Annotated in this window: 22 protein-coding genes and 1 tRNA gene; 14 read left to right on the forward strand and 9 right to left on the reverse strand. The window is 67.8% G+C overall.

Translation table 11 applies throughout. From position 1 onward, the window contains the following. Positions 1-41: 41 nt before the first annotated feature. Positions 42-821 carry an AraC family transcriptional regulator gene (locus tag C2U31_RS08945; RefSeq protein ID WP_103272524.1) on the forward strand — a complete coding sequence of 260 codons (780 nt, stop codon included), beginning with the start codon at positions 42-44 and terminating at the stop codon, positions 819-821. 178 nt (positions 822-999) lie between these two features. Next, a complete protein-coding gene (locus tag C2U31_RS08950; protein WP_103272525.1) occupies positions 1,000-1,191 on the forward strand; it encodes a hypothetical protein in 192 nt (63 codons plus the stop codon). A gap of 9 nt (positions 1,192-1,200) precedes the next feature. Here the strand turns inward: C2U31_RS08950 and C2U31_RS08955 are convergent, their stop codons facing one another. Continuing rightward, a complete protein-coding gene (locus tag C2U31_RS08955; RefSeq protein WP_103272526.1) occupies positions 1,201-1,668 on the reverse strand; it encodes a YkgJ family cysteine cluster protein in 468 nt (155 codons plus the stop codon). Positions 1,669-1,959: 291 nt separating this feature from the next. Between C2U31_RS08955 and C2U31_RS08960 the strand changes: the two genes are divergently transcribed. Further along, positions 1,960-2,574 carry a DNA-3-methyladenine glycosylase I gene (locus C2U31_RS08960; protein WP_103272527.1) on the forward strand — a complete coding sequence of 205 codons (615 nt, stop codon included), beginning with the start codon at positions 1,960-1,962 and terminating at the stop codon, positions 2,572-2,574. Here C2U31_RS08960 and C2U31_RS08965 read toward each other — a convergent pair whose 3' ends face one another. Then, positions 2,575-4,479 (reverse strand): LTA synthase family protein, encoded by a 1,905-nt coding sequence (locus C2U31_RS08965; RefSeq protein WP_103272528.1) that lies wholly within the window; start codon positions 4,477-4,479, stop codon positions 2,575-2,577. It abuts the gene before it with no gap. Between the two features lie 329 nt (positions 4,480-4,808). On the opposite strand from C2U31_RS08965, the gene C2U31_RS08970 reads away from it, so the two are divergent. Continuing rightward, on the forward strand, positions 4,809-6,947 hold the full coding sequence (locus C2U31_RS08970; protein WP_103272529.1) for an AsmA family protein: 2,139 nt from the start codon (positions 4,809-4,811) through the stop codon (positions 6,945-6,947). A gap of 19 nt (positions 6,948-6,966) precedes the next feature. On the opposite strand, the gene C2U31_RS08975 is transcribed toward C2U31_RS08970, so the two are convergent. Together C2U31_RS08975 and C2U31_RS08980 are read right to left on the reverse strand one after the other, a co-directional pair. After that, a complete protein-coding gene (locus C2U31_RS08975) occupies positions 6,967-8,559 on the reverse strand; it encodes a diguanylate cyclase (RefSeq protein WP_103276318.1) in 1,593 nt (530 codons plus the stop codon). An 11-nt stretch (positions 8,560-8,570) separates the two neighbouring features. Next, on the reverse strand, positions 8,571-9,200 hold the full coding sequence (locus C2U31_RS08980) for a TetR/AcrR family transcriptional regulator (RefSeq protein WP_103272530.1): 630 nt from the start codon (positions 9,198-9,200) through the stop codon (positions 8,571-8,573). A gap of 116 nt (positions 9,201-9,316) precedes the next feature. Between C2U31_RS08980 and C2U31_RS08985 the strand changes: the two genes are divergently transcribed. From C2U31_RS08985 to C2U31_RS09000, 4 genes are all read left to right on the forward strand, one after another. Continuing rightward, positions 9,317-10,063: a 3-oxoacyl-ACP reductase family protein gene (locus tag C2U31_RS08985; RefSeq protein WP_103272531.1), complete on the forward strand. Its 747-nt coding sequence runs from the start codon at positions 9,317-9,319 to the stop codon at positions 10,061-10,063. 139 nt (positions 10,064-10,202) lie between these two features. Continuing rightward, a tRNA-Lys gene (locus tag C2U31_RS08990) sits at positions 10,203-10,278 on the forward strand. Between the two features lie 331 nt (positions 10,279-10,609). Continuing rightward, positions 10,610-11,533: a polyphosphate kinase 2 gene (gene ppk2 / locus C2U31_RS08995; RefSeq protein ID WP_103276319.1), complete on the forward strand. Its 924-nt coding sequence runs from the start codon at positions 10,610-10,612 to the stop codon at positions 11,531-11,533. A gap of 102 nt (positions 11,534-11,635) precedes the next feature. After that, the gene (locus tag C2U31_RS09000; protein ID WP_103272532.1) at positions 11,636-12,661 is read left to right on the forward strand and encodes a transporter; all 1,026 of its coding nucleotides are present in this window, start codon (positions 11,636-11,638) and stop codon (positions 12,659-12,661) included. A 7-nt stretch (positions 12,662-12,668) separates the two neighbouring features. On the opposite strand, the gene C2U31_RS09005 is transcribed toward C2U31_RS09000, so the two are convergent. Beyond that, positions 12,669-13,697, reverse strand: a complete 1,029-nt coding sequence (locus C2U31_RS09005; RefSeq protein WP_103272533.1) for an isocitrate/isopropylmalate dehydrogenase family protein — start codon at positions 13,695-13,697, stop codon at positions 12,669-12,671. Positions 13,698-13,911: 214 nt separating this feature from the next. On the opposite strand from C2U31_RS09005, the gene C2U31_RS09010 reads away from it, so the two are divergent. The 3 genes from C2U31_RS09010 (at position 13,912) to C2U31_RS09020 (ending at position 15,798) form a co-directional block, all read left to right on the forward strand. Further along, positions 13,912-14,598, forward strand: a complete 687-nt coding sequence (locus tag C2U31_RS09010; RefSeq protein ID WP_103272534.1) for an HAD family hydrolase — start codon at positions 13,912-13,914, stop codon at positions 14,596-14,598. 149 nt (positions 14,599-14,747) lie between these two features. Then, entirely contained in the window at positions 14,748-15,395 is a 648-nt protein-coding gene (locus C2U31_RS09015) for an OmpA family protein (RefSeq protein WP_103272535.1), read from the forward strand. Between the two features lie 79 nt (positions 15,396-15,474). After that, complete coding sequence (locus C2U31_RS09020; protein WP_103272536.1) at positions 15,475-15,798, forward strand: 4a-hydroxytetrahydrobiopterin dehydratase; 324 nt, start codon at positions 15,475-15,477, stop codon at positions 15,796-15,798. Positions 15,799-15,855: 57 nt separating this feature from the next. Here C2U31_RS09020 and C2U31_RS09025 read toward each other — a convergent pair whose 3' ends face one another. The 3 genes from C2U31_RS09025 to C2U31_RS09035 all read right to left on the reverse strand — a co-directional run bounded on the left by C2U31_RS09025 (position 15,856) and on the right by C2U31_RS09035 (position 18,427). Then, a complete protein-coding gene (locus C2U31_RS09025) occupies positions 15,856-16,554 on the reverse strand; it encodes a DUF6776 family protein (RefSeq protein WP_103272537.1) in 699 nt (232 codons plus the stop codon). Positions 16,555-16,700: 146 nt separating this feature from the next. Further along, positions 16,701-17,387, reverse strand: a complete 687-nt coding sequence (gene murU, locus C2U31_RS09030; RefSeq protein WP_103272538.1) for an N-acetylmuramate alpha-1-phosphate uridylyltransferase MurU — start codon at positions 17,385-17,387, stop codon at positions 16,701-16,703. Next, entirely contained in the window at positions 17,387-18,427 is a 1,041-nt protein-coding gene (locus tag C2U31_RS09035) for an aminoglycoside phosphotransferase family protein (RefSeq protein ID WP_233772702.1), read from the reverse strand. Before C2U31_RS09035 ends, murU begins: the two co-directional genes overlap by 1 nt. Before the next feature lie 168 nt (positions 18,428-18,595). On the opposite strand from C2U31_RS09035, the gene C2U31_RS09040 reads away from it, so the two are divergent. Genes C2U31_RS09040 through rsmA form a run of 3 tightly spaced genes read left to right on the forward strand, consistent with a single transcriptional unit; the run spans position 18,596 to position 23,332 of the window. Beyond that, the gene (locus C2U31_RS09040) at positions 18,596-20,968 is read left to right on the forward strand and encodes an LPS-assembly protein LptD (protein ID WP_103272540.1); all 2,373 of its coding nucleotides are present in this window, start codon (positions 18,596-18,598) and stop codon (positions 20,966-20,968) included. Continuing rightward, positions 20,965-22,533, forward strand: a complete 1,569-nt coding sequence (locus tag C2U31_RS09045; protein ID WP_103272541.1) for a peptidylprolyl isomerase — start codon at positions 20,965-20,967, stop codon at positions 22,531-22,533. Before C2U31_RS09040 ends, C2U31_RS09045 begins: the two co-directional genes overlap by 4 nt. A 7-nt stretch (positions 22,534-22,540) precedes the next feature. Next, complete coding sequence (gene rsmA / locus C2U31_RS09050) at positions 22,541-23,332, forward strand: 16S rRNA (adenine(1518)-N(6)/adenine(1519)-N(6))-dimethyltransferase RsmA (RefSeq protein WP_103272542.1); 792 nt, start codon at positions 22,541-22,543, stop codon at positions 23,330-23,332. Positions 23,333-23,408: 76 nt separating this feature from the next. Here rsmA and C2U31_RS09055 read toward each other — a convergent pair whose 3' ends face one another. Next, entirely contained in the window at positions 23,409-24,551 is a 1,143-nt protein-coding gene (locus C2U31_RS09055; protein WP_103272543.1) for a glycerate kinase, read from the reverse strand.

Here is a 24,551-nt window from a genome sequence, read left to right on the forward strand (position 1 = left end):
GCAGACCGGGGCTTCATGTCCCTGCCCACGTTTTTACGATCATGTACCGCGAGGAATCCGCGCTTTTTTCCGGCAATCTCCTGCTGACCCCGCACAGCGTACGCGGCCGGCGCGAGACCAAGGGCATATACGTGCCGCAGCACCGTCACGACGAGGGCATGCTGGCGCTGGTGCACGAGGGCCTGGTGCTGGTCCAGGCGGGCAATGAGGTCTGGACGGTGATGCCGGGCAGCCTGGGCTGGATTCCGCCGGGCGTGATGCACGGCGCGCGCTGGTTCGGCGATGCCCATGGTTCTTTCCTGTTCGTGCGGCCGGACGCCTGCGCGCAGTTGCCCTCTGTCTGCCGGTCCTGGCCGTCGTCGCGGCTGATCGAGGCCGTGGTCGAGCGCATCGCCAGTGGTCCGCCCGGCATGCTGTCGGAGGCGTATCTGGCGCAGTTGTTCGAGGTGCTGCTCGAGGAGGTCCGCCTGCGCGAGCACGATCCCATGCCCTTGCCCATGCCCGAGGACCCGCGCCTGCAGGATCTGGCCAACTCGCTCCTGAGCACGCCGGACGATCCTTCCGGCATCGATGACTGGGCGCAGCGCCTGAACATGTCGTCGCGCACGCTGATGCGCCGCTTCCGCCAGGAAACCGGCGTGACGCTCGGCCAGTGGCGGCAGCGGGCGCGCCTGCTGCGCGCGCTGGAGATGCTGGGCCGTGGCGGATCCGTCACCGAGGCTGCGCTGGCCGTGGGCTACGAGAGCACCAGTGCCTTCATCGGCAGCTTTCGGGCGGCGTTCGGCGTCACGCCGTCGCGTTACGTGGCTGGCCGCGACTAGCTCGCCGGCCGAGCGCGTTCCGGGGGCGTTCCGGGGGCGTTGCCGGCGTCCGCATTTACCGTTCTTTACCCTTTTTCGACAGAATCGCCGATCTTCTGAAATGCCCGCTGTCTACGATGGCGTCAGGGTAGGACAGGCAGGTCTGGCCGTCCGCCCGCGATGCTTCAGGGGTGTACTCATGTCTGTTCAGACGATCCAGATTCTTTCCAGGGCTGGCAGCGGCGGCGTCATCGCGCGCGCCGTGCCCGCCGCGCATGCCGGCGTTCGTCCGCCTGTCGGCGTGCCTGCCTTTCCGGCTATCCTGTGCAAGATCCTCGCGTCGACGCGCAGCGCCTGGCAGCTCGACGGCGCGCCGGCCGACAAGTCATAGAGCGGCGTCTCAGGCGGCGGCGGGCTGGTCGGGATGCTGCGGCTGCGGGCCGAGCGGATCGTTTTCCGCGTCGGGGCGCGGCGGCACCGCCGGCAGGCCCAGGGCCAGGCGCAGGCGCTGGCAATCCGGGTTGGGCGTGCCGTCCGGCAGCCAGATATCGAACTCGCGGCAGGGCGTGGGGCGGTTTTCGTAGATGGCGCAGTGGATGCTCGGCTTGCCCAGTTCCCCGCGCAGCGAGATGCAGCGCCCGCCGCCCATTTCCGTGCCTTTCATGCAGGCGCGCAGCGGGCTGAGCTGGGTGACCAGTTCCACGGGCACCTGGCCGCCGTTCTCGCCCGCCAGCTCGCCGCAATAGAACGAGACCCGGAAGTGCGAACAGCACGCGCCACAGTCCAGGCAGGGATTGGCGGCGGGGTCGTCGCCAGCCAGGACGGCGGGCGAAACGAAAGTGATGGGCGAGGTTTCTAGCAAGGACATGGCGGAAAGTCCGTAAGCCTGTCCGGTCCCGGCGTGGACGCAAAACGGGCTTGCGTCGCGCAAGCCCGGCGGGTCGATCCGGGAGGCGCGGGATCGCCCGCGCGGGATCAGGGAAATGGATAGTAGCGGGATTTCCGTCGCGCGATCCACGATTTTTTTGTCACCGGGCGATGCCGGCGAAAGCGCGCCTGCGGACCCGGGCGGCCATGGGATAAATGCGGCGCTGCGCGCGGGGACGGGCGCCTGCCTGGGTTAGCATCTCGTTCTGAGAATGCGCCGGGAGCGCCACCAATGAGCCTCAAGACCGATTTCCCCGATGGGCTGGCCCGCTGCGGCTGGCTCGACGGCTCCGCCGATTACACGGCCTATCACGATCTGGAATGGGGCCGTCCCGTGGCCGACGACCGCGCCCTGTTCGAACAGCTGAGCCTGGAGGGTTTCCAGTCGGGCCTGAGCTGGCGGACCATCCTGAACAAGCGCGAGGCCTTTCGCCGCGGCTTTTCCGGTTTCGATCCGGCGCGCGTGGCCCGCTACGGTGAAAAAGAGATCCAGGTGCTGCTGGCCGATGCCGGCATCGTGCGCCACCGGGGCAAGATAGAAGCCGTGATCAACAACGCGGGCCGGGCGCTGGAAATGATCGAGCGCGAGGGCTCCCTGGCGGCATTCCTGTGGCGCTACGAAGCGCCGCGCAAGGCGCCGTCCAATCGCGGCGCGTCGGTGTCCGAGCAGTCGCAGGCCCTTTCCAAGGCGCTCAAGAAGCTGGGCTGGAAGTTCGTGGGGCCGACCACGGTCTATGCCTTCATGCAGTCCGTGGGCATGGTCAACGACCATGACCCCGGCTGCCATTGCCATGCCGCCTCGGAACGCGCGCGGCGGGAGTTCGCGCGTCCGGGGCAGACCGGCTGATCAGACCGGGTTCGCGGGCCCGGCCTGGCCGGGCAGGGCATAGCGGCCTTCTCGGTAGGCCCAGCTCGGCCACAGCGCGTGCGCCAGTGCCTCGCGCGCCAGCTCGGGATCCAGCGCCTCGGGCGTGTAGTCCTCGGGGGCGGTGTAGCGGTATTGCACCGGCGTCTTGCTGGGCGCCATCACCAGCAGCCGGTCTTCCTTCAGGTACCCATAAGTGTTGTCGTACTGCATGATGGCGCGGCCCGGCGTGCTGCGGGTGAGGTCGTGGCCGATCATGGGGTGCTCGGTGTCGACGCCGGTCAGCGACAGCAGGGTCGGCGCCAGGTCGATCTGGCTGATCAGGCGCTCGTCGCGCCGAGGCTCGATGCCGGCGCCCAGGATCACGGCGGGGATATGGAAGTGCCGCACCGGCACCAGGCTGGCGCCGAACACGCGCGAGTCATGGTCCGCCGCGACCAGGAATACCGTGTTTTCCCAATACGGCGAGGCCTTGGCGCGCTCGAAGAAGCGCCCCAGCGCCCAATCGGCATAGCGCACGGTGTTCTCCACGGTGGCCGGATTGCCGTCGACCTGGATGCGGCCGGCCGGGTACTCCCAGGGCGAATGGTTGGAGACGCTGAAGGCCAGCGTGAAAGTGGGCTGGTCGCTGTCTGCGCGCAGCAGCCGGTCCAGCTGGTTGAACATGTCTTCGTCCGATGCGCCCCAGGTGCCGACGAAGGCCGGATCCACGAAATCCGCGCGGTCCACGACCTGCTTGAAACCATTGCCCAGGAAAAAGCCCTTCATGTTGTCGAAGTGCGATTCGCCGCCGTAGATGAAGCGCGAGTGATAGCCGTGCCGGCCCAGCAGGTCGGCCAGCGAGAAGAAACCGCGCTGCGAGCGCGGCAGCTTCAGCACGGCTTGCGCCGGCGTGGGCAGGAATCCGGTGACGACCGCTTCCAGCCCGCGCACCGAGCGGGTGCCGGTCGCGTAGGCGCGGGTGAAGGCCCAGGACTCGCGGGCCAGGGCGTCGAGTTCGGGCGTCAGGTTGGCGCCGCCCAGCGCCGCGCTGTACTGGGCACCCAGGCTTTCCTCCAGGATGATCACCACGTTGAGCGGACGCTTCGTCTTGCGGGTCGCGGGTTGCGCGTGCAGGCTGGGATAGTCGGCGTTGGCGGGCGGGACGGGCAGGCCCGCCTGCCTGAGCACGCGTTCATGCATCTCGGCTTCGTCCATGTTGCCGTAGACGGCCGACGCGGATTTCTCGTTCTTCATGCTGTAGACGGCATAGAAGACGTTGTAGAGCGAGTTCAGCGCCAGCGTGTTGAGCATGCCGTCGGAGCTGTAGGCCACCGAGGACGGGTTCATGGGGCGGTGGCCCAGCGTGCCGCGGATGGACAGGATCACCACGGCCAGGATCGCCAGGCTGGCCAGCGGCATCTGCCACCAGCTGAGCGGCGCGTCGGGCGCGGCCGGCCAGAACAGGCGCAGCGCGCCCCAGCCGATCAGCGCCACCAGGGCCAGGCCGCCGACCAGCGCGGCCTTGTAGCCGCGCCAGAGCATGCCGGAGACCTCGCGCGGATGCTTCAGGTATTCGACGAACAGGCGGTTGGGGCGGGAGTCGTATTCCAGAATGAAGGCGGGCGAGGCGATTTCCAGGAAGGCCAGCAGGATGAAGCTGGCCAGGTACCACACGGCCGCCGCGTCGGCGGCGAACGAAAAATGGCCGAACCAGGGCGACAGCACGGCGGGCAGGGCCGCCATGACGGCGATCTGGTGCGCGTCGATGCGCAGGCCGCCCAGCATCAGCGGCAGCAGTCCGCCGGCATTGCGCACGCGCTGCCATTGCCACGCGGCCAGGGCCAGGCGGCTGAAAGTCAGCAGCGCGAACGCCGCTGCCACGAAAATCAAGGTTGAATGCCGCATCGGGCCTCCAGGTAGTTCTGCCATCCGTTCCTCGCGGAACGGGTCCATCCGGGTCGCGTAGTCCTGTCTTTTTGTAACTCCGCGCTCCATGCGCCTTCCGGCACGCGCCGTCTGCCCGAATCAGGCGCCGCAGCAAGCGCGGCGGCGCCGGCCGGGCTGCCGCGCCGGTTACGGCGAGCCCTTGACGCGTGCCAGGCCGGAAAAATCCATACACATTCTCGGGCCGGCAAGCTTAACCCGTCCGGCGGGTCGGGCTACCCTATAGGGGACTGAACGGGGCACAGGAGCGGCGACGGCCTGCCATCGTCGCGACGCCAAGGATAATAACCATGACACGCACAAGAAAAGTAGCGATCGGGGTTTTCGCCGTGATCGGCGTGGCCATCGCGGCCCTGGTGGCCGTCGTGGCGCTGTTCGACTGGAACCGCGCCAGGCCGATGATCAACGAGCGCGTCAGCGCCGCCATCGGGCGGCCCTTCGCCATCAACGGCGACCTGAGCGTGCGCTGGGCGCGCGAGCCGGATGAGGGTGGATGGCGCGGCTGGGTGCCGTGGCCGCACGTGAGCGCGCAGGATATCTCCGTCGGCAACGCGCCCTGGGCCAAGGCGCCGGCCTTCGCCACGCTCAAGCGCGGCGAGTTCAGCCTGTCGCCGCTGCCGCTGCTGAGCCAGCGCGTGGTCATCCGGCGCATACAACTCACCGAGCCTGCCGCCGACCTGGAGCGTCTGGCCGATGGCCGGGCCAATTGGCAGTTCACCATGCCCGACACCGGCGAGCCGTCGCCGTGGGTGCTGGACATCAACGAGATCGGCTTCGACAAGGGCCAGGTCGGCTTGCGCGACGAGATCCTCAAGGCGGATCTGACGCTGCAGGTGGATCCGCTGGGCAAGCCTGTTCCTTTCGCCGACGTGGCCGGCGCGGATTTCGCGCCGCAGGCGCCGGCTGATGGCGCGCCCGCCGCCGGGTCCCCCGACGTCGCCGCCAGCCCCGCCGCGCGAGCGCCGTCCGGCGAGTCCGCGCCCGCGCCGCGCGACTATGTGTTCGGCTGGAAGGTCTCGGGCAAGTACAAGGACCTGCCGGTCAAGGGCGAGGGCAAGGTCGGCGGCATGCTGGCCATGCAGGATGCGAGCCAGCCGTTCCCGGTGCAGGCGGATCTGAGCGTGGGCGGCACGCGCGCGGCGGTGGTGGGCACGCTGCGCGATCCGGCCAGCCTGGCCGCGCTGGACCTGCGGCTCAAGCTGTCGGGCGGATCGATGGCGCAGCTCTATCCGCTGACCGGCGTCACGCTGCCCGACACGCCGCCTTACTCCACCGACGGCCATCTGGTGGCGCGGCTGCGGCGCCAGGGCGGCGCGGTGTTCGACTACAAGGACTTCAACGGCAAGGTCGGCAATAGCGACCTGCATGGCGATGTGTCCTTCGCGCTGGGCGCGCCGCGCCCCAGGCTGACCGGCAAGCTCTCGTCCAAGCTGCTGCGCATGGCCGACCTGGGGCCGTTGATCGGCGTGCCCTCGGGCAAGGCGGCGCCGGCCCAGGACAAGGACAAGAGCGCGCCCGCCCGGCCGCCCGGCGGCAAGGTCCTGCCGACGCAGGCATTCCGCACCGATCGTTGGCGCGACATGGATGCCGATGTGGCGCTGGAAGCGGCCAGCATCATCCACGACAGCAAGCTGCCCCTGTCCGATCTCAGCGTCCACGTGGTCCTGCAGGACGGCGTGCTGACGCTGGATCCATTGAAGTTCGGCATGGCGGGCGGCAGCATGGCCGCGACGGCGCGCCTGGACGGCTCCGGAGCGCCGCTGTCCGGGCGGATCGAGGTGCATGCGCGGCGCCTGCGCCTGAAACAGCTCTTCCCGGCTTCGCCGTCCATGCAGAAGACGCTGGGCGAGCTTCATGGCGACCTGGCGCTGACGGGCTCCGGCAATTCCGTGGCGGCCCTGCTGGGCTCCGCGACCGGCGACGTGAAGATGCTGGTCAACGACGGCGTGATCAGCCGCAGCCTGATGGAGATCGCCGGCCTGAACGTGGGCAACTACGTCGTCTCCAAGCTGTTCGGCGACGACGAGGTGAAGATCAATTGCGGCGTGGCCGACCTGCAGATGAAGAGCGGCACGATGACGCCGCGCGTGTTCGTGTTCGATACCGAGAACGCGCTGATCGGCATCACGGGAACCGCCGACTTCAAGAACGAGAAACTGAACCTGGATATCACGCCAGACAGCAAGGGCTTCCGTCTCTTTTCCCTGCGATCCCCGCTATACGTGCAGGGCACGTTCGGCAAGCCGGACGTGGGCGTGAAGGCCTTGCCGCTGGCGGCGCGCGGCGCCGGCATGGTGGCGCTGGGCGTGCTGCTGACGCCGGCCGCGGGCCTGCTGGCCTTGATCGGTCCCAGCGCCGACGAGGGCAATTCCTGCGGCGCGCTGCTCAAACAGGCGAAAGGCGCGTCGGCGGCTGGCAAGGGCAAGTAGCGGCGGCGGGAATCCGTCTTCAGGGCAGGGTGCTGCGCAGGCCGCCGCGCACGAGGTCGTCGGCGGCGGCCACGGCGTTGCGGCCATGGTTCTTGGCGTAATAGAGCGCCTGGTCCGCGCGCTGGTATACCGCCTCCAGCGTGGCGCCGTGCGTGGGATAGTGCGCCACGCCGGCCGACAGCGTGATCGGATGGGCCGACAGGTCGGGATCGGGCGAGGTCGCGACTTTCAGGCGCAGCCGGTGCGCCGCGGCTACCGCGGCGGCCATGGGCACGCCCGGCAGCAGCATCACGAATTCTTCGCCGCCCGCGCGGGCCAGCGTATCGCTGGCGCGGGCGCTGTCCGCCATCTGCCTGGCCAGCCTCTGTAGCGCCCGGTCGCCAGCGGCGTGGCCATAGCGGTCATTGATGTTCTTGAAGTGATCGATGTCGATGACCACGATGGCGACCGGCGTGTCCTCGGCCTGCAACATCGCCATGGCTTCTTCCAGGCCGCGGCGGTTGAGCAGGCCGGTCAGCGTGTCGGTGGCGCTCTTGCGGCGCAGGTCGCGCATCTTGTGGTGCATGGACGCCAGGCCCATCAGCAGTGCGCGCTTGAGCTGGGTCGCCTCGAAGTACCAGGAGCGCACGCCGCGTATGCCGTCGGCGGAATCCAGGTCCTGCATGCGCTTGGCGAAGCCGGCAAGTTCGCCCAGCGGCTTGGCGATCAGCCTGGACAGCAGCCAGAGCGACGCGATGGACAACAGCAGCAGGGGCAGGGTGTTGCGGGCGGTGGCGAGCAGCAGGTCGCTCAGGGGCTGCAGCGTGCCCGCCACCGGTCGCTGTGCGATGAGGCTCCAGCCCGTGCTCGGCACCGGCGCATAGCCGGCCAGCATCTCGCGGCCGTGAGCGTCGACGAAGCGCAATTCTCCCGTCTCGCCGCGCAGCGCGGGCGCCAGCGCCTGCAGTTCGGCCGCCGGCTTGCCCAGCATGCTGCGGTCGCGGTCATAGATCAGTGTGCCGTTGCGGTCCATGACGCGCAGGACCGAGTCGTCGCGGTGGAAGTGCTGGCCCAGCAGGCGGTCCAGCACGTTGTCCTGGTGCAGATACAGCGTGCCGGCGATATAGCCGATGTAGCGCTTGTCGGCCGAGAAGATCGGATGCGTGTAGAGAATGAGCCAGCGGCCGCTGCGGCCCTGGAACGGTTCGCTGATGGTGGGGCGCTGGGTCTGTATCGCGTCCTGCGCGGCCGTGCTGTGCATCTGCCGGCCCAGCAGGTCCGGCACGGAAGCCGAGGCTGACAGCACCTTGCCCTGCGGCGACACGATGAAGCTGGAGTTGAAATGGCCGAGCTGCGTTTCCTGGCGGCGGGTTTCCTCGGCCATCAGTTCCGGATGCGCCTGCATGTCCGCCAGCATCTCGGCGCTGAACGCCAGATAGCGGCGCAGGTCGTTCAGGAAATACTCGGTGGTCGCGGCCAGCTTGGATGCGTAGGCGCGGTTGTCTTCCTGCGCGTTATGCAGCAGCAGGTCGCGCTGCACGAGATAGCTGGCGTGCAGGCCGCCCGCCAGCACCAGCATGATCGACAGCAGGCTGATCCAGAGGATGAGGCGCCGCAGGTCGATGCGGATCATGGCGCCGTTCTTCAATAGGGGGCGTGGTCCGGAGGCGGGACGCCGGCCAGCGCGTCCCAGGAGCACATGGCCTGCCGCGCCACGGCCTGCAGCGTCTTGCGGCTGGCGCCGTCGCGCGCCTGGATGGACATGCCGTGCAGCACCGTGGTGTAGAACGCGGCCAGTCCTTTCAAGTCCGCGTCGTCAGGCAGTTCGCCGCCGGCCGCGCCCTGGTTCAGCCGCGCCAGGATGCGGGCCTGCATCTCGCGCCGGCCTTCACACAGGAACTCGCCGATGCCGGGCGGGCTGACCGTGCCCGCCGGCGCGCCCAGCACGATCATGCAACCGGGAGGCAGGCCGGGCGTGGTGAAACGCTCGGCCGCTGCCAGCAGCATGCCCTGCATGGCGTCGCGGGCGCTGGGCGCGTTCTGCAGCGCCTGGCGCGCGGCGCCGCCGTCGGTCTGGCGGTACAGCTCGACGGCCTCGCGGAACAGCGCTTCCTTCGAGCCGAACGCGCCATAGAGACTGGGCGAGTTGATGCCCATCGCCGCCGTGAGGTCGGTCAGCGATGCGCCTTCATATCCTTTCGACCAGAAGACCTCCATGGCCTTGCGCAAGGCCTGGTCGCGGTCGAAGTTGCGGGGGCGTCCTCGTTCTGCCATGCGTGTGATTTTAAGCTGGCGCAGTATTTTGTGTTGATCGATAAGAAAATCATTGACGCCGCCGAGGCGGGGCGGCGATGATATTTGTATTAATCACTACAAATTAAGGTGTCTCCATGCGAAATCTCCAGGGCAAAGTGGCGTTCGTGACCGGCGGCAGCCGCGGCATCGGCGCCGCCATCGTCCGGCGGCTGGCGGCCGACGGCGCGGACGTGGCCTTCACCTATGTCAGCGCATCGTCGGCCGGCAAGGCCGGCGAATTGGTCGCCGAAATCCAGGCCGGCGGCGGCAGGGCGCTGGCCATCCAGGCGGATGCGGCAGACGCGGATCAGCTGCGCCGCGCCGCCGAACGAGCGCTGGATGAGCTGGGGCCGGTCGACGTGCTGGTCAATAACGCCGGCGTGTTCATCGCCGGCGATCTGGCGCAGGCCAGCCTGGACGACTACGAGCGCACCATGGCCGTCAACGTCCGCGCGCCCTTCGTCGCCGTGCAGGCGCTGCAGCCGTCCATGCCCAACGGCGGCCGCATTATCAACATCGGCAGTTGCCTGGCCGAGCGCGCCGGCCGCGCCGGCGTGACGATCTATGCCGCCAGCAAGTCCGCCTTGCTCGGCCTGACGCGCGGGCTGGCGCGCGACCTGGGACCGCGCGGCATCACCGTCAATGTGGTGCACCCGGGGCCGATCGACACCGACATGAACCCGGCCGACGGCGAGCGCGCCGGCGACATGGTGGCGGTGCTGTCCTTGCCGCACTATGGTGAAACCCGGGACATCGCCGGTATGGTCGCCTTCCTGGCCGGCCCTGATGGGCGCTATGTCACGGGCGCGAGCCTCGCGGTGGACGGGGGATTCGCGGCCTGAGAGGAAATTTTCTTGGGAGCGACTTGCACGATTCAAAAAAGCTCTCTATAATCTTTCTTCTTCGCTACTCACACATCAGCGACAGCGAATCGCAGCAGAAACCGCAAGGGGCTGAGTGATTGATGAGTGAGTTTGCGTCGGGCTGTTAGCTCAGTTGGTAGAGCAGCGGACTCTTAATCCGTAGGTCGAGTGTTCGAGCCACTCACAGCCCACCAGAATACCGAAGGCCGTTGACGAATCCGTCAACGGCCTTTTTGTTTTCGCGGCCTACCCAGGCTGGCGTAGCCTGCGCCACCCGTCAGCATTCCCACCTATACCCCCACGTTCATTTCCGGCATTTCAACCGTCACGGTCAACGTCGTCGGCAATGGCAATGGCAATTGCGACGATGGGGGCTGCCGCTATTCCCACAGCGGGCGTGCATGGGCGTGACAGAGGGCCGCATTGGCCCGGGACAAGCGCCTGTCATATTCATCGTCCAGAATCGGGCGGGACAGGTATGTGCCTGCAAGACAACAGCGCGCCCGGCGCGCCATGGGGGGCTACATGGATAACGCACTCGAACGCGACGGCGTGGCCGCGCTGGAGCGGCAACTGCGCCTGCAGGCGGATCTGATCGACAGCCTGGACGAAGAGCTGGAGCTGGAACTGGACGATCGCCGGCTGGACGGCGAAGATACCTCCGACGAAGACTGGCGCGCCAATCGCCAGCGCTATTTCCGTGAACTGCTGCGCCTGCAGGGCGAGCTGGTCAAGCTGCAGGACTGGGTGGTGCACTCCGGCCATCGCCTGGTCGTGCTGTTCGAGGGGCGCGATGCCGCCGGCAAGGGCGGCGTCATCAAGCGCATCACGCAGCGCCTGAATCCGCGCGTATGCCGCGTGGCCGCGCTACCGGCGCCGACCTCGCGCGAGCGCACGCAATGGTACTTCCAGCGCTATTCGGCGCATCTGCCCGCCGCGGGCGAGATCGTGCTGTTCGACCGCAGTTGGTACAACCGCGCGGGCGTGGAACGGGTCATGGGCTTTTGTAATGATGCCGAGTACGAGGAGTTCTTCCGCTCCGCGCCCGAGTTCGAGAAGATGCTGGCCCGCAGTGGCATCCAGATCATCAAGTACTGGTTCTCGGTGTCGGACAACGAACAGGAAGCCCGCTTCGAGAGCCGCATCAACGATCCGCTCAAGCAATGGAAGCTGAGCCCGATGGACCTGGAGAGCCGCCGCCGCTGGGAGGCATACACGCAGGCCAAGGAAGTCATGCTGGAGCGCACTCACATCCCTGAGTCGCACTGGTGGATCGTGCGGGCCGACGACAAGAAAAAGGCCCGCCTGAACTGCATCACCCACCTGCTGGACCAGGTGCCCTATCTGCCGGTGGATCACCCGGAAGTGCAGTTGCCGGAGCGCGTGCATCACGAGGACTACCTGCGCCATCCCGTGCCCGAGCACATGTTCGTGCCTGACCGCTATTGAACTGGCCGGCGCCTGTCTTCCGACTGTCACATTCCGGCGTCACCATCCCGATCCCAGGGCGGGCCGCAACGGCCCGCCATCGCTACGCCATGAGCGCGGATCATGATGACGACATCGACGGCAGCCGGCTATGAATCCGACATCTCGGGCCTGATCTGCGCCTTCCGATTCACGCCGGACGGTCCCGGCGCCGAACTCGATTCGCAGGCGCTGGAGCAGCGGCTGGCGGATAGCGCGAGCGAATCGGAAGAGGGCGATTTCCTCTGGCTGCACATGAACCTGTCCCAGGCCGGTTGCGTGCGCTGGCTGCGGGCGCATCTGGAACTGCCGGATGCCTTCATCGCCATGCTGGGCGAGGCGGCCCATTCGACGCGCATCGAGCAGCAGGAGCGCGCGCTGGTCGCCGTGTTCAACGACGTGATCTTCGATTTCGAGCGCACGCCGGCCCAGGTGGCCACGCTGTGGGTCTGCGCGAGGCGCAAGCTGCTGGTCACGCTGCGCCACAAGCCGTTGCGCTCGCTGGACCGGCTGCGCGAGCATGTGCGCCGGGGCGAGCGCTTCCGTTCTCCGGCCGAGCTGCTGGCGCACCTGATGCGGGATCAGGCCGACCTGATGACCGAGATCGTGCGCAAGGCCAGCCTGGATGTGGACGGGATCGAGGACCGCTTCCTGGCCGCGCATGCGGGACCGGCGCGGGTGGACCTGGCGGCAACGCGCCGGGTGCTGGTGCGGTTGCAGCGCACGCTGGCCCCCGAGCCGGGCTCGGTGTTCCGCCTGCTGGCGCGTCCGCCGGCCTGGCTGCAGCCACGCGACGTGCAGGAGCTGCGCGAATCGACGGAAGAATTCTCCGTCGTGCTGGGCGACATGGCGGGCCTGATCGAGCGCATCAGGTTGCTGCAGGAAGAGATCGCGGCGCGCCTGCAGGAACAGAACAACCGCACGCTGTTCACGTTGACCCTGGTCACGGTGCTGGCCCTGCCCATCAACATCATGGCCGGCCTGTTCGGCATGAACGTGGGCGGCATCCCGCTGGCGGAGGACCGTGGCGGCTTCTGGATCATCTGCGCGCTGGTGGCGGTGTTCACCGCGGCGGTGGCCTGGGTGGCGCACCGCCGACGCCTGCGCTGACGGCCCGCTAGAGCCGCCGGCAGACCGCCTCGGCGAACTGGCGCGTGCCGGCCGTGCCGCCGAGGTCGCGCGTGGCCACCTTGTCGGCGTTGATGGTGGCGGAGATGGCCTGCTTCAGCCGCTGGGCGTCGCCGGCACGGCCCACATGCTCCAGCATCATGGCGGCGGCCAGCATCAGCGAAATCGGATTGGCCACGCCCTTGCCCGCGATGTCGGGGGCCGAGCCATGCACCGCCTCGAAGATGGCCGCGTCCCTGCCGAAGTTCGAGCCCGGCGCCATGCCCAGGCCGCCGACCAGGCCGGCCAGCTGGTCGGACAGGATGTCGCCGAACAGGTTGGTGCACAACAGCATGTCGAAGCGCCAGGGATTGAGCACGAGCTGCATGGCGCAGGCGTCCACGATCATGTCGTCCACCTCGACCCGGCCCTCGTACTCCTTGGCGACATGCTTGCAGGCCTCGAGGAACAGGCCGGTGAGCGCCTTGAGAATGTTGGCCTTATGGACCACGGTGATTTTCTTGCGGCCATGCCGGATCGCGTACTCGAACGCGAAGCGGGCAATGCGCTCGCTGCCTTCGCGCGTATTCATGCCGGTGCAGACGGCCGCCGCGTGCGGATCGTTGCCCTGCGGGATGTAGAACTCGTGCGCGACATAGAAGCCGCCCAGGTTTTCCCGGATCAGCACCAGGTCGATATTCTCGTAGCGGCCGGGCACGATGGTGTTGACCGGGCGGACGTTGCCGAACAGCTCGAATTCTTCGCGCAGGCGCACATTGGATGAGCGGAAGCCCGTGCCGACGGGCGTGGTCAGCGGCCCCTTCAGCGCCAGCCGGCGCTCGCGGATGCTGGCCAGCGTGGCGGCCGGCAGTGGATCGCCCGCGCTGGCGACGCCGGCCATGCCGGCCTGCTGCACGTCCCAGTCGAACGGGCTGCCCAGGGCGTCCAGCACCTGCACGGTGGCTTCGACGACTTCCGGGCCGATGCCGTCTCCGGGTATCAGGGTTGCGGGGATACGGGACGGAGAAGTCGGGTTCATGGCATCACCTTGGTAGTTCGACCGGAGCAGTCGTCCGGGCATTTTTACCATGGCGACACGGCGGCGAGGCCGCGTCCTGCCGGCCCGGCGGTTGGCCGGGAGGGCGCGCTGCCGTTAAGTCCAACCTAAATGTCGGTTGCATGGAGACTGAATCACAGCGGGGGCGCGGCTTCTTATAGTGATTGCTTCCGCAGTTTTCCGGAGTGTCCATTCCATGTCTGTTACGAACACCGGCGCCAGCCCCGTCCATCCTCGTCCCGATGCCGGGAACGGTTTTCCCCAGGCGGTGCTGTTCGACCTGCTGACCGCCTTGCTCGATTCCTGGACGGTCTGGAACGCCGCCGCCGGTTCGGAGCCGCAGGGACGCGCGTGGCGCGCGGAGTACCTGCGCCGCACCTATGGTTGCGGCGCCTACCTGCCCTATGAGCAATTGGTGGCCGAGGCCGCCGAGGCGGTCGGCCTGCCCGCTTCCGCGCCTGCCGCGCTGGAGGCGAACTGGGGGCTGCTGCCGGCCTGGGACGGCGCGCGCGAGCTGCTGGCGGCGCTGCGTCCGCATTGCCGGCTGGGCGTGGTCACCAACTGCTCCAGGGCGCTGGGACATCGCGCCGCCGCGCTGCTGGGCGTGGACTGGGACGTGGTCGTGACGTCGGAAGAGGCGGGCTACTACAAGCCGGACCCGCAGCCTTACCAGCTGGCGCTGGCGCGGCTGGACGTGCAGCCCGGGCGCGCAGCCTTCGTCGCGGGCTCCGGCTACGATCTGTTCGGCACCAGCCGCGTGGGCCTGCGGACCTATTGGCACAACCGCGTCGGCCTGGCGCTGCCGCCCGGCGCGCCCGAGCCGGAACGCCAATCGCCGGGCCTGGCCGAGGCGCTGCCGTGGCTGGCGCGCTTTGGCGCCTGAAAGCCTGCCGGCGCTCGGCATCGGCCGGCCGCAGTCGGTCGCAAGGACGAGAGCGGCCTCTACAAAATGTTGCGCGCGGCTCCGGCGCGCTTGCTAGCATGGATCAGCCGGAATCTCCCGGCTGATCCGACGGGTAAGTGGAGGTTGTCATGAACTCAAGAACAATGTTCAACCGTATCGCTGTGGTCGTTGTTTCGGGAGGGCTGCTGGCGGGCTGCGCCACGCAGCAGCAGAACAATACCGCCATAGGCGCGGGCGCGGGCGCGGCGGTGGGCGCGGGCCTGGGCGCTCTGATCGGCAATGGCAAGGGCGCCGCGATCGGCGCGGGCATCGGCGCCGTGGCGGGCGGCCTGGTCGGCTACAACTGGAAGGTCGTGAAGGACGATGTGCAGAAGTCCGGCGCGTCCTCGCTGGGGATCGACGTGGTCGAAATGCCCGACGGCAGCCTCAAGGTCAATATCCCCAGCAATGTCTCGTTCGATACCGACAAGACCCAGCTCAAGCCGGCGCTGCTGCCCGTGCTGGATTCCGTGGCGCGCTCGCTCAATCAGCATCAGGAGCTGCGCGCCAAGGTCGTCGGCCATACCGACAGCACCGGGGCGATGGCGCATAACCAGGCCCTGTCGGTTAATCGGGCCAAGAGCGTGACGGACTACCTGGCGCGCCAGGGCGTGGCCGCCGGCCGTCTGTCGGTCGAGGGGCGCGGGCCGAACGATCCGATCGGCGACAATGCCACCGCCGAGGGGCGCGCGGCGAACCGGCGGGTGGAGATCTACCTGTACGCCGTCAAGCAATAGGCGCGACCGCGGTCCGGCGAGCGAGGCGGCGGGCGCGGGGCGCCGCCGCCTTGAGCCATTTGATAGCCAGGAGTCCATCATGAGCATGTTTCCGCCCGCGCGCATCGGCGCCCAGATCGCGGTGGCCGCGTTGAGCGGCTGGCAGGCCGTTGCCGAGCGCGACGCCATCGAGAAACGCTACCGCTTCGCCAACTTCAATGCCGCCTTCGCCTTCATGGCGCGCGCCGCCATGTTCGCGGAAAAGCTGGACCATCATCCTGAATGGACCAACGTCTACAACCGGGTGGATGTGCTGCTGACCACGCATGACGCGGGCGGTGTCACCGAGCTGGATGTGCGCATGGCGCAGTTCATGGACGAGGCGGCGCAGCAGCTGGGCGCCACGGCGCCGAAGGCGGCGTGAAGGGCCGGCTCCAGGCGGGGCCGGAATGGGCGCGGGGGCCGCGCCCGGCGGGGGCGATCAGTTGCGCACGTAATAGATGCGCATGGCCTGCTGCTTCTGCGCGCCGTCCATCACGCGCAGCACCACGACCTTGGGCGTGAAGCCCTCGGGCAGCTTGAGCTGGCCGAGCGCGTAGTCGTAGCGGTCCACGTTCAGCGTCGGGCCTTCCGGCGTGATGGTGGCGACGCGGCCATTGGGATAGCTGCCGTCGATGGAGAAGGTCAGCGTGCCCTTGAACGGCGCGCCCTGGCGCTCTTCGCGCATCACCAGCACCTGGAAGTCGAGCAGGCCGGGCGCGCGCTTGAACGTGGCCGAGCGGATGCCCAGGTTGCCGCCGCGCGGGTCGGGCGGCATGGCGTCCTGGAACAGCACCAGTTCCTTGTTCAGCGCGTCGATCTTGCTGCGGGCCTCGGCCAGGTCGGACGTGAGCTTTTCATGGCCGGTCTTGTTGGCGTCGCGCTGCTGGGTGGTTTCTTCCAGCTGGGACTGCAGGCGCTGGCGTTCCAGGTTGGCGGCGCTGAGTTCGCTGTGCAGCTGTTCGGATTGCTCCACCGTCAGGCGCTGCGGGCCGTAATTGGTCTGCAGGAAAAGCACGCCGCCGGCGCCCAGCCCGATGCCCACCAGAAGCAGCACCAGCCAGCGCGGCATGCGCCGCGTGCGTTGGCCCGGCTGATAGACGGAGGGCTTGAATACGGCCCGTTGCGATTTTCCAAACATCCCCAAATTCCTAGAAAAACTCTGCGACGTATGCGGCAGGCGCGCCTGAGGCGCGCCAAAGCGTCAGAGGATACCCCGCCAGCGAGGGTGGTTGGGCGCGCGGACAAGCCTGGTTGCGCACCTTGATATTGTGAAATATGTGGACGTCAGCAGGGCTTGCCGCCGAGTTCGGCGTCCAGCTCGGCCAGCCGTTCCGGCGTGCCGACGTCGGTCCACCTGCCCGTGTGGCGCGCGCCCCGCACTGCGTTGCGCGCCATGGCCTGGCGCAGCAGGGGGGCCATCCGGGCCGCCGTGCCTCGGGCCAGGCCCGCGAACAAGCCAGGATGGTAGACGCCGATGCCGGAGAAGGTCAAACGCGGGCCGTCGCCATCATGGACCCGTCCGTCCGGTTCCAGCACGAAATCGCCGTCTGGGTGGTGCTGGGGGTTGTTCACCAGCAGCAGCCAGGCGCTGTCCGGCTTCAGGTCGGCGGCCAGGGCGTGGGCGGCGTCCGGCTGCCAGTCGCACCAGACGTCGCCGTTGACCACCAGGAAGGGCGCGTCGCCCAGCAGAGGCAGCGCCTGGACGATGCCGCCGGCGGTTTCCAGCGCCGTCTGTTCGGGCGAATAGCGTATGCGCACGCCGTGGTTCGATCCGTCGCCCAGGGCCTGTTCGATTTCGTGGCCCAGCCAGGCGTGGTTGATGACGATGTCCCGGATGCCGGCTGCGGCCAGGCGCCGCAGGTGCCAGACGATCAGGGGCTGGCCGCCCGCCGGCAGCAGGGGCTTGGGCAGCCGGTCGGTCAGCGGGCGCATGCGCTCGCCGCGGCCCGCGGCCAGGATCATGGCCCGCATCAGAACGTGTACCCGACTTTGGTTTCGCGGCCGTCCAGCGAGTCCAGCAGGCGCAGCAGGGGAGTGAACACGCCGTAGCGCTGCGCCACCTGCCGCACATAGCCATTCACGCGGGGCATGTGGTCCAGGTAGTGCTTCTTGCCGTCGCGGTGGTTCAGGCGTGCGAACACGCCCAGGATGCGCAGGTTGCGCTGCAGGCCCATCCATTCATAGGCGCGGTGGAATTCGGCGAAGTCGGCATCCACCGGCAGGCCGGCGGCGCGCGCCATTTCCCAGTAGCGGATCGCCCAGTCCAGCTGCTGGGGCTCTTCCCAGGTGGTGCGGGCGTCGGTCACCAGCGAGGCCAGATCATAGGTGATGGGGCCCGCCAGCGCATCCTGGAAATCGATGATGCCGGGATTGGGGCCATATTGAGGCTGGTCGCAGACCATGAGATTGGGCGAATGGTAGTCGCGATGGACCAGGACCGTGGGCTGTCCGCCGTTGCTGGCGGACAGCAGCGCGAAGATCTTCTCCAGTGCGCTGCTCATCTTGTCGTCCAGCGTCACGCCGTGATGCCGGCTCACGTACCATTCCGGGAAGAGCGTGAGCTCCTGCGCCAGTCGGGCCGTATCGTAGGGCGCCAGGCCGGTGACCGGCGCCTGCTGCATCTTGACCAGGGCGGCCAGGGCTTCGCGGTACAGGGTCTGCAGCTCGCGGTCGCCGATGCCGGCGCGGATGCGCTCGACGTAGTTCTGCTGGCCCAGGTCGGACAGCAGCAGCAGCCCCTGGCCGAGGTCCTGCTCCAGCACGGCAGGCACATTCAGGCCGACGCCGCGCAGCAGCCCGCCCACATGCAGGAATGGGCGGCAGTCTTCGTGCTCGGGCGGGGCATCCATGACGATCAGCGTCCGGTCGCCCGCGTCCAGCCTGAAATAACGGCGGAAGCTTGCGTCGGCGGAAGCCGGGCGCAGGGTGTCCACGGCCAGGTTCAGGGAGGCGGGCAGGCCGGTCAGCCAGTTGCGGATCTGCGTCAGGCGGGGGTCTAGAGGGGTTTTCAAGAAAGATCCGTGTGGGAAGGACGATATTGCGGAATTTTGCGCCCGGCGCACATAAGTCTGGGCGCGTGGCGCGGCTTCTCTATAATACCGGGTCATTTCCGTTGGCTTTGGCTCCCTGCGAGCGCCAGTGCCGGCTTCTTCCATCGTCGATAAGGGCTTTTTTCACTCGTGCGCAAGGTTCGGTGGTTGATCCTATCTGCTGTCAGCGTTGCCGGGGCCGCTCAGGCCCAGGGCAGCCAAGGGACGGCCGCGTCAGCAACGCCCGCCGCTTCGGCGCCCGTGCTGCGCACGTCCCCCGGCCTGAGGCTGCACAGCCTGCCGGACGGCAATATTCCCGCTTATCTCGAAGCCGATTCAATCGACGGCGATCCGGACTCCGACCTGACCCTGACCGGCAACGCGCAGGTGCGCCGTATCGACGGCGTCATCAAGGGCGACCGCATCAATTACCGCAAGGACAGCGGCGAGGTCGACGTCGAGGGCAGCGCGCGCATGATGCGCGACGGCACCCTGGTGACCGGTCCGCGGGCCAAGTTCAACGTCGACAAGTACACGGGCGAGATCGAGAAGCCGAATTTCTGGATGGGCGCCACCGGCGGCTTCGCCGTCGCCGAGCACGCGGATATCTTCAGCAAGTCGCAGATGCGGCTGCACACCGTGACCTACAGCGGCTGCAACTGCGAGAAGCCGTCGTGGTACATCAAGGCCACCACGGTCGACGTCGATTTCGACGAGAACGAAGGCGTGGCGCGCAACGGCGTGCTGTATTTCAAGGACGTGCCGATCCTGGCCTCGCCCTACATGACCTTCCCGGTCAAGAAGGAGCGCAAGTCGGGCTTCCTGGTGCCGACCTACGGGACGACCAGCCAGGGTGGCCTGGACATCTCGATTCCGTACTACTTCAACCTGGCGCCGAATTACGACCTGACCTTGCAGCCGCGGTATTTTTCCAAGCGCGGTACACAGCTGGGCGGCGAGTTCCGCTATATGGGGTGGGCCTATAACGGCACGCTGGTCGGCACCTATCTGCCGAACGACCAGATCCGCGACCGGGATCGCTGGATGTTCCGTTGGACGCATCAGCAGGTATTGGGCAATGGCTTCTATACCGATTGGGATTACGCCAAGGTATCGGACAACAACTACTTCCGCGATATTTCCCAACTGGGCCTGAACCAGGCTTCCACGACCTACCTGCCGCAGCGCGGCCGGGTCGGTTGGAGTTCGAATTACTGGAGTACCTACGTCCAGGTCTACAAGTATCAGACCTTGCAGGATCCGGACGCGCCGCTGATTCCGCCCTACGACAAGGTGCCTGAACTCTATCTGCGCGGCGCACGCTACGATTGGGGCGGCTTTGACGTCGACTGGACGTCCACCGCCGTGCGTTTCCGCCAGCCCCTGGTCAGCTCGGTGCGCTATGGTCCGGATGGCGATCGCCTGCAGTCCTATCCCACGATTTCCTATCCGATCGTCCGGCCGGGCTGGTTCATCGTGCCTAAGGCAGGCGTGAATTTCACGCAGTACCAGACGAATTGGTATCGCACCGATTGGCCCGGCATGCCCGGGTCGTCGAATTTCCCGCGCGGCGCGTCGCGCACGGTGCCGATCTTCTCGGTGGATGCCGGTCTGGTGTTCGACCGTGAAACCACGCTGTTCGGCAAATCGTCCATTCAGACGCTGGAGCCGCGGCTGTACTATCTCAGGGTGCCGTACCGGGATCAAAGCCGCTTGCCGGTGTTCGACACATCGCTGGCCGATTTCAGTTTCTCGCAGGCGTTCGAAGAGAATACGTACACCGGCGGCTGGGACCGCATCGCGAACGCGGATCAGGTGACCGCGGCATTGACGACGCGCTGGCTGGATGCGAACACCGGGTTCGAGCGCCTGTCCCTGTCGGCGGCTCAACGCATCTATTTCGAGAACCAGAAAGTCACGCTGCCCAATGAGACGCCGCGCAGCAACGTGCGGTCGGACTTCCTGGTGGCCGCCAGCGCTGCCCTGACCGACACGTTGAGCACCGACTTGGCCGCTCAATACAATCCCTATGACAACCGCTGGTCGCGCGCCTTGGTGAGCACGCGCTGGTCGCCTCAGCGGCTGACGACGGTCGCGTTGTCCTATCGTTACCAGCGCGACCCGCAGCCCGGGGTCTATTACCAGCCGCAGGGTCAGAACCAGGTCAGCTTGGCCGTGCAGTGGCCGTTCACTAAGCGCTGGTATGGCGTGGGCCGGGTCGATTATTCCCTGCGCTCCGGGCCGAGCTCGACCGTGGCGAACCTGAACGACTCTCCCCGCGTCACCCAGGCCATCGCCGGCCTGGAATACAAGGGTGATTGCTGCTGGGTGGGCCGCGTGGTCTATCAGCGTTACGCGGTGTCGGCCAAGGACGCCAACTCCGCCGTGTTCTTCCAGCTTGAGTTGACAGGCCTGGGTTCCCTCGGAACCGACCCGATGACCCTGCTGAACAGAAGTATCCCCGGCTACAGCCGCATTACCCCGCCTGTGCCGAACGGGACCACATTTGAAAGGTATGAATGATGCGTAGGTTGCACTCCTTGCGCCGCCTGTCCGGCAGCGCCTTGCTGTTGGCCCTTTGCGCCGGCTTGCCGGCTGCTCATGCGGCGGAGTCCGCTGGCAAGGGCGGCGGCAAGCCCGCCGCCGCGCAAAAAAGCGCGGCGCCCGCGCAGTCCGAGCAGTTCGTCGATGGCATTGCCGCCGTCGTCGACAAGGACGTGATCACGCTGCGCGAACTGCATGAAGCGTCGCTGCGCATCGCCGGCGACCTGAAGGCGCGCGGCATCCAGGTGCCTGACGGCCAGACGTTGCAGCACCAGGTGCTGCAGCGTCTCATCATGGAACGCGTGCAGCGCCACGAGGCCGACCGCATGGGCATCCGCGTGGATGACGCGCAGGTGGACCAGGCCACCCAAGCCATCGCGGCGCGCAACAAGATCGGCGTGGACCAGCTGCGCAAGGAAATCGAAAAATCGGGCGTGTCCTGGGATAGCTATCGCAAGTCCCTGCGCGACGAGATCCGCATGGACCGCCTGCGCCAGCGCGCCGTCGATTCCAACATCGTGATTTCGGATGCGGAAGTCGATGCCTTCCTGCGCGACCAGCGCCGCAACCCGGCGTTCGCCGCGCAGACGCAGGCCGAACCCCAGCCTCAGCCGCAGGCGCAGCCGGAACCCGCGCCGGAGCAGGCGGCGGTGCCCAGCGGGCCGATGCTGTATGCGCTCGCGCAGATCCTGGTGCGTGTGCCTGAAGGTTCATCGCCTGAGCAGTTGACCGCGTTGCGCAAGAAGGCCGAGGGCCTGCTGGCCCGCGCCAAGCGCGGCGACGATTTCGCCAGCCTCGCGGCCGCGTCCTCCGACGGTCCCGAGGCGCTGCAGGGCGGCGTCATGGGCGTGCGTCCGCTGGACGGCTGGCCCGACCTGTTCGTCAAGGCGGTCGGCAATCTGCAGAAGGGCCAGGTCAGCGCCCTGATCCAGAGTGGCAACGGCTTCCACATCATCAAGGTGCTGGACCGCGGCACCGCGCAGCCGGCTCCGGCCCGCACCGCCCGCGCGCCCGCGCCTGCCCAAGCGCCGCAGCCGAAGTCCCAGCCGCAGCGGCAGCCGGCATCCACGCAGGTCACGCAAACCCGCGCGCGCCACATCCTGATCAAGACGTCCACGGTCATGAGCGACCAGCTGGCGCGTCAACGCCTGGAACAGGTGCGCCAACGCCTGGTGGCGGGCGATGCCAAGTTCGAAGACATGGCGCGTCAATATTCGCAGGACTCGACCGCGCCGCAGGGCGGTGAGCTGGGTTGGCTGAATCCCGGCGAAACCGTGCCGCCGTTCGAATCGGCGATGAATGCGTTGCAGCCTGGCGAAATCAGCCAGCCGGTGCAATCGCCGTTCGGCTGGCACCTGATCCAGGTCGAGGAGCGCCGCCAGCATGACGCGACCGACGAAATGGCGCGCATGAAGGCCCGCCAGATCCTGTTCGAGCGTCGCGCCCAGCCCGCCTTCGAGGATTGGCTGGACCAGTTGCGCGCCCAGGCCTACGTGGATAACCGCCTGGAAAAGCAACAGCGCATCCAACAGAACAACCGCTAGGCCGCTCATGTCTCAACACCAGGCGCGCAAGCGCTTTGGCCAGAACTTCCTGACCGACGACAGCGTCGTCGAGTCCATCGTCCGGGCGGTCGCGCCCGCCCGTGGCGATGCGGTGGTTGAAATCGGGCCCGGCCTGTCCGCGCTCACCCGGCCGCTGCTGGAGCGGCTGGATCGTCTCACGGTGGTCGAGATCGATCGCGATCTGGCCGCGCGGCTGCGCAAGCAGTTCGAGGCCGACCGCCTGACGGTGGTCGAGGCCGACGCGCTGACCGTGGATTTCGCGCAGTTCGGCCCCGGACTGCGCGTGGTCGGCAATCTGCCGTACAACATCTCCAGCCCGCTGCTGTTCCACCTCATGGCCTCGGCCGACCACATCCGCGACCAGCATTTCATGCTGCAACGGGAAGTGATCGACCGCATGGTGGCCGAGCCCGGCTCCAGCGACTACAGCCGCCTGTCGGTGATGCTGCAATCGCGCTACCGCATGCACAAGCTGTTCGACGTGCCGCCCGAGGCCTTCGACCCGCCGCCCAAGGTGGTGTCGGCGGTCGTGCGCATGATGCCCCTGCCCGGGGACCGCCTGCGTCCCGTCAGCGCCAGGGCGTTCGAGACGGTGGTGGCGCGGGCGTTTTCCCAGCGTCGCAAGATGCTGCGCCGCGTGCTGGCGGACTGGGCGCCCCAGGTGCCCTGGGAAGCGCTGGACATCGCGCCCACGGCGCGCGCCGAGGACGTGTCGGTGGACCGGTATATCCGCCTGTCCGACGCGCTGGTCGCGGCGGGCGTGCTGCAGGCCGGCTGAGCGCCTGACCCTTTCTTCACCATACGGGCCCCCTTGATTGCCGGCCTGCCGCAAGCGCGGCAGCCGGCGCCCTGCGCTACAGCATGCGTTTCTGCGCGGCCATCCATAGCTGCATCACGTCGCGCGCGCGATCGTGCAGCAGGCGTTCGGCGTCGTTGAGCGCCTGCTGCAGCGTGATGGGGCCGGGCGCGAGGCTGAACGCCGCGCTGATGCCGCAGGCGTGCAGGGCCTCGTAGCCTTCGCCCAGCGAGCCGGCCAGGGCCACCACGGGCACGCCTGCCTGCCGGGCGATCCGGGCGACGCCGGCCGGCGTCTTGCCGCGCAGCGTCTGCGCATCCATCCGGCCTTCGCCGGTGAACACCAGCGTGGCGCCTTCCACGGCTTGCGCCAGTCCGCCCAGCTCGGCCACGATGTCCACGCCGGGGCGAAAGCGCGCGTCCAGGAATGCCTTGGCCGCGAAGCCCAGGCCGCCCGCGGCGCCCGCGCCGGGCGCATCGCGATGGTCGACCCCCAGGCTGCGCGCGCAGATGTCGGCAAAACGTTCCAGCGCCTGGTCCAGCTCATGCACCTGTGCGGGCGTCGCGCCTTTCTGCGGACCGAATACGTGCGACGCGCCCTGCGGACCGCAGAGCGGATTGTCCACGTCGCTGGCCACGTCGATGCGCGCGCCGGCCAGCCTGGGGTCGAGTCCATGGATATCGATGGAGGCGATCCGCGCCAGCGCGCCGCCGCCGGGCGGCAGGCTGTGTCCTTCGGCGTCCAGCAGCCGCGCGCCCAGCGCGGTCAGCATGCCTGCGCCGGCGTCGTTGGTGGCGGAGCCGCCCAGGCCCAGGATGATGTGGCGCGCGCCGGCGTCGAGCGCGGCCAGGATCAGCTCGCCCACGCCGTGGCTGCTGGCGCGCATCGGATCTCGGCGCGCCGGCGCGATCAGCTCCAGGCCGGAAGCGGCGGCCATTTCGATGACGGCCGTGCCGTCCGCCAGCATGCCCCAGACCGCGTCGACCTTGTGGCCCAGCGCATCGTTCACGGTCTGCATGCGCGCTTCGCCCGAAGCGGCGGCGAGCACCGCCTCGACCGTGCCCTCGCCGCCATCGGCCATGGGCACGCAGACGGTCTGCGCGCCGGGAATAGCGGCTTTCACGCCGCGGGCGATGGCCTCGGCCGCGGCTGGCGCGGAAATGCTTTCCTTGAAGGAGTCGGGTGCGATGACGATTTTCAC

It is taken from the genome of Achromobacter sp. AONIH1, from assembly GCF_002902905.1.
GTDB lineage: Bacteria > Pseudomonadota > Gammaproteobacteria > Burkholderiales > Burkholderiaceae_B > Achromobacter.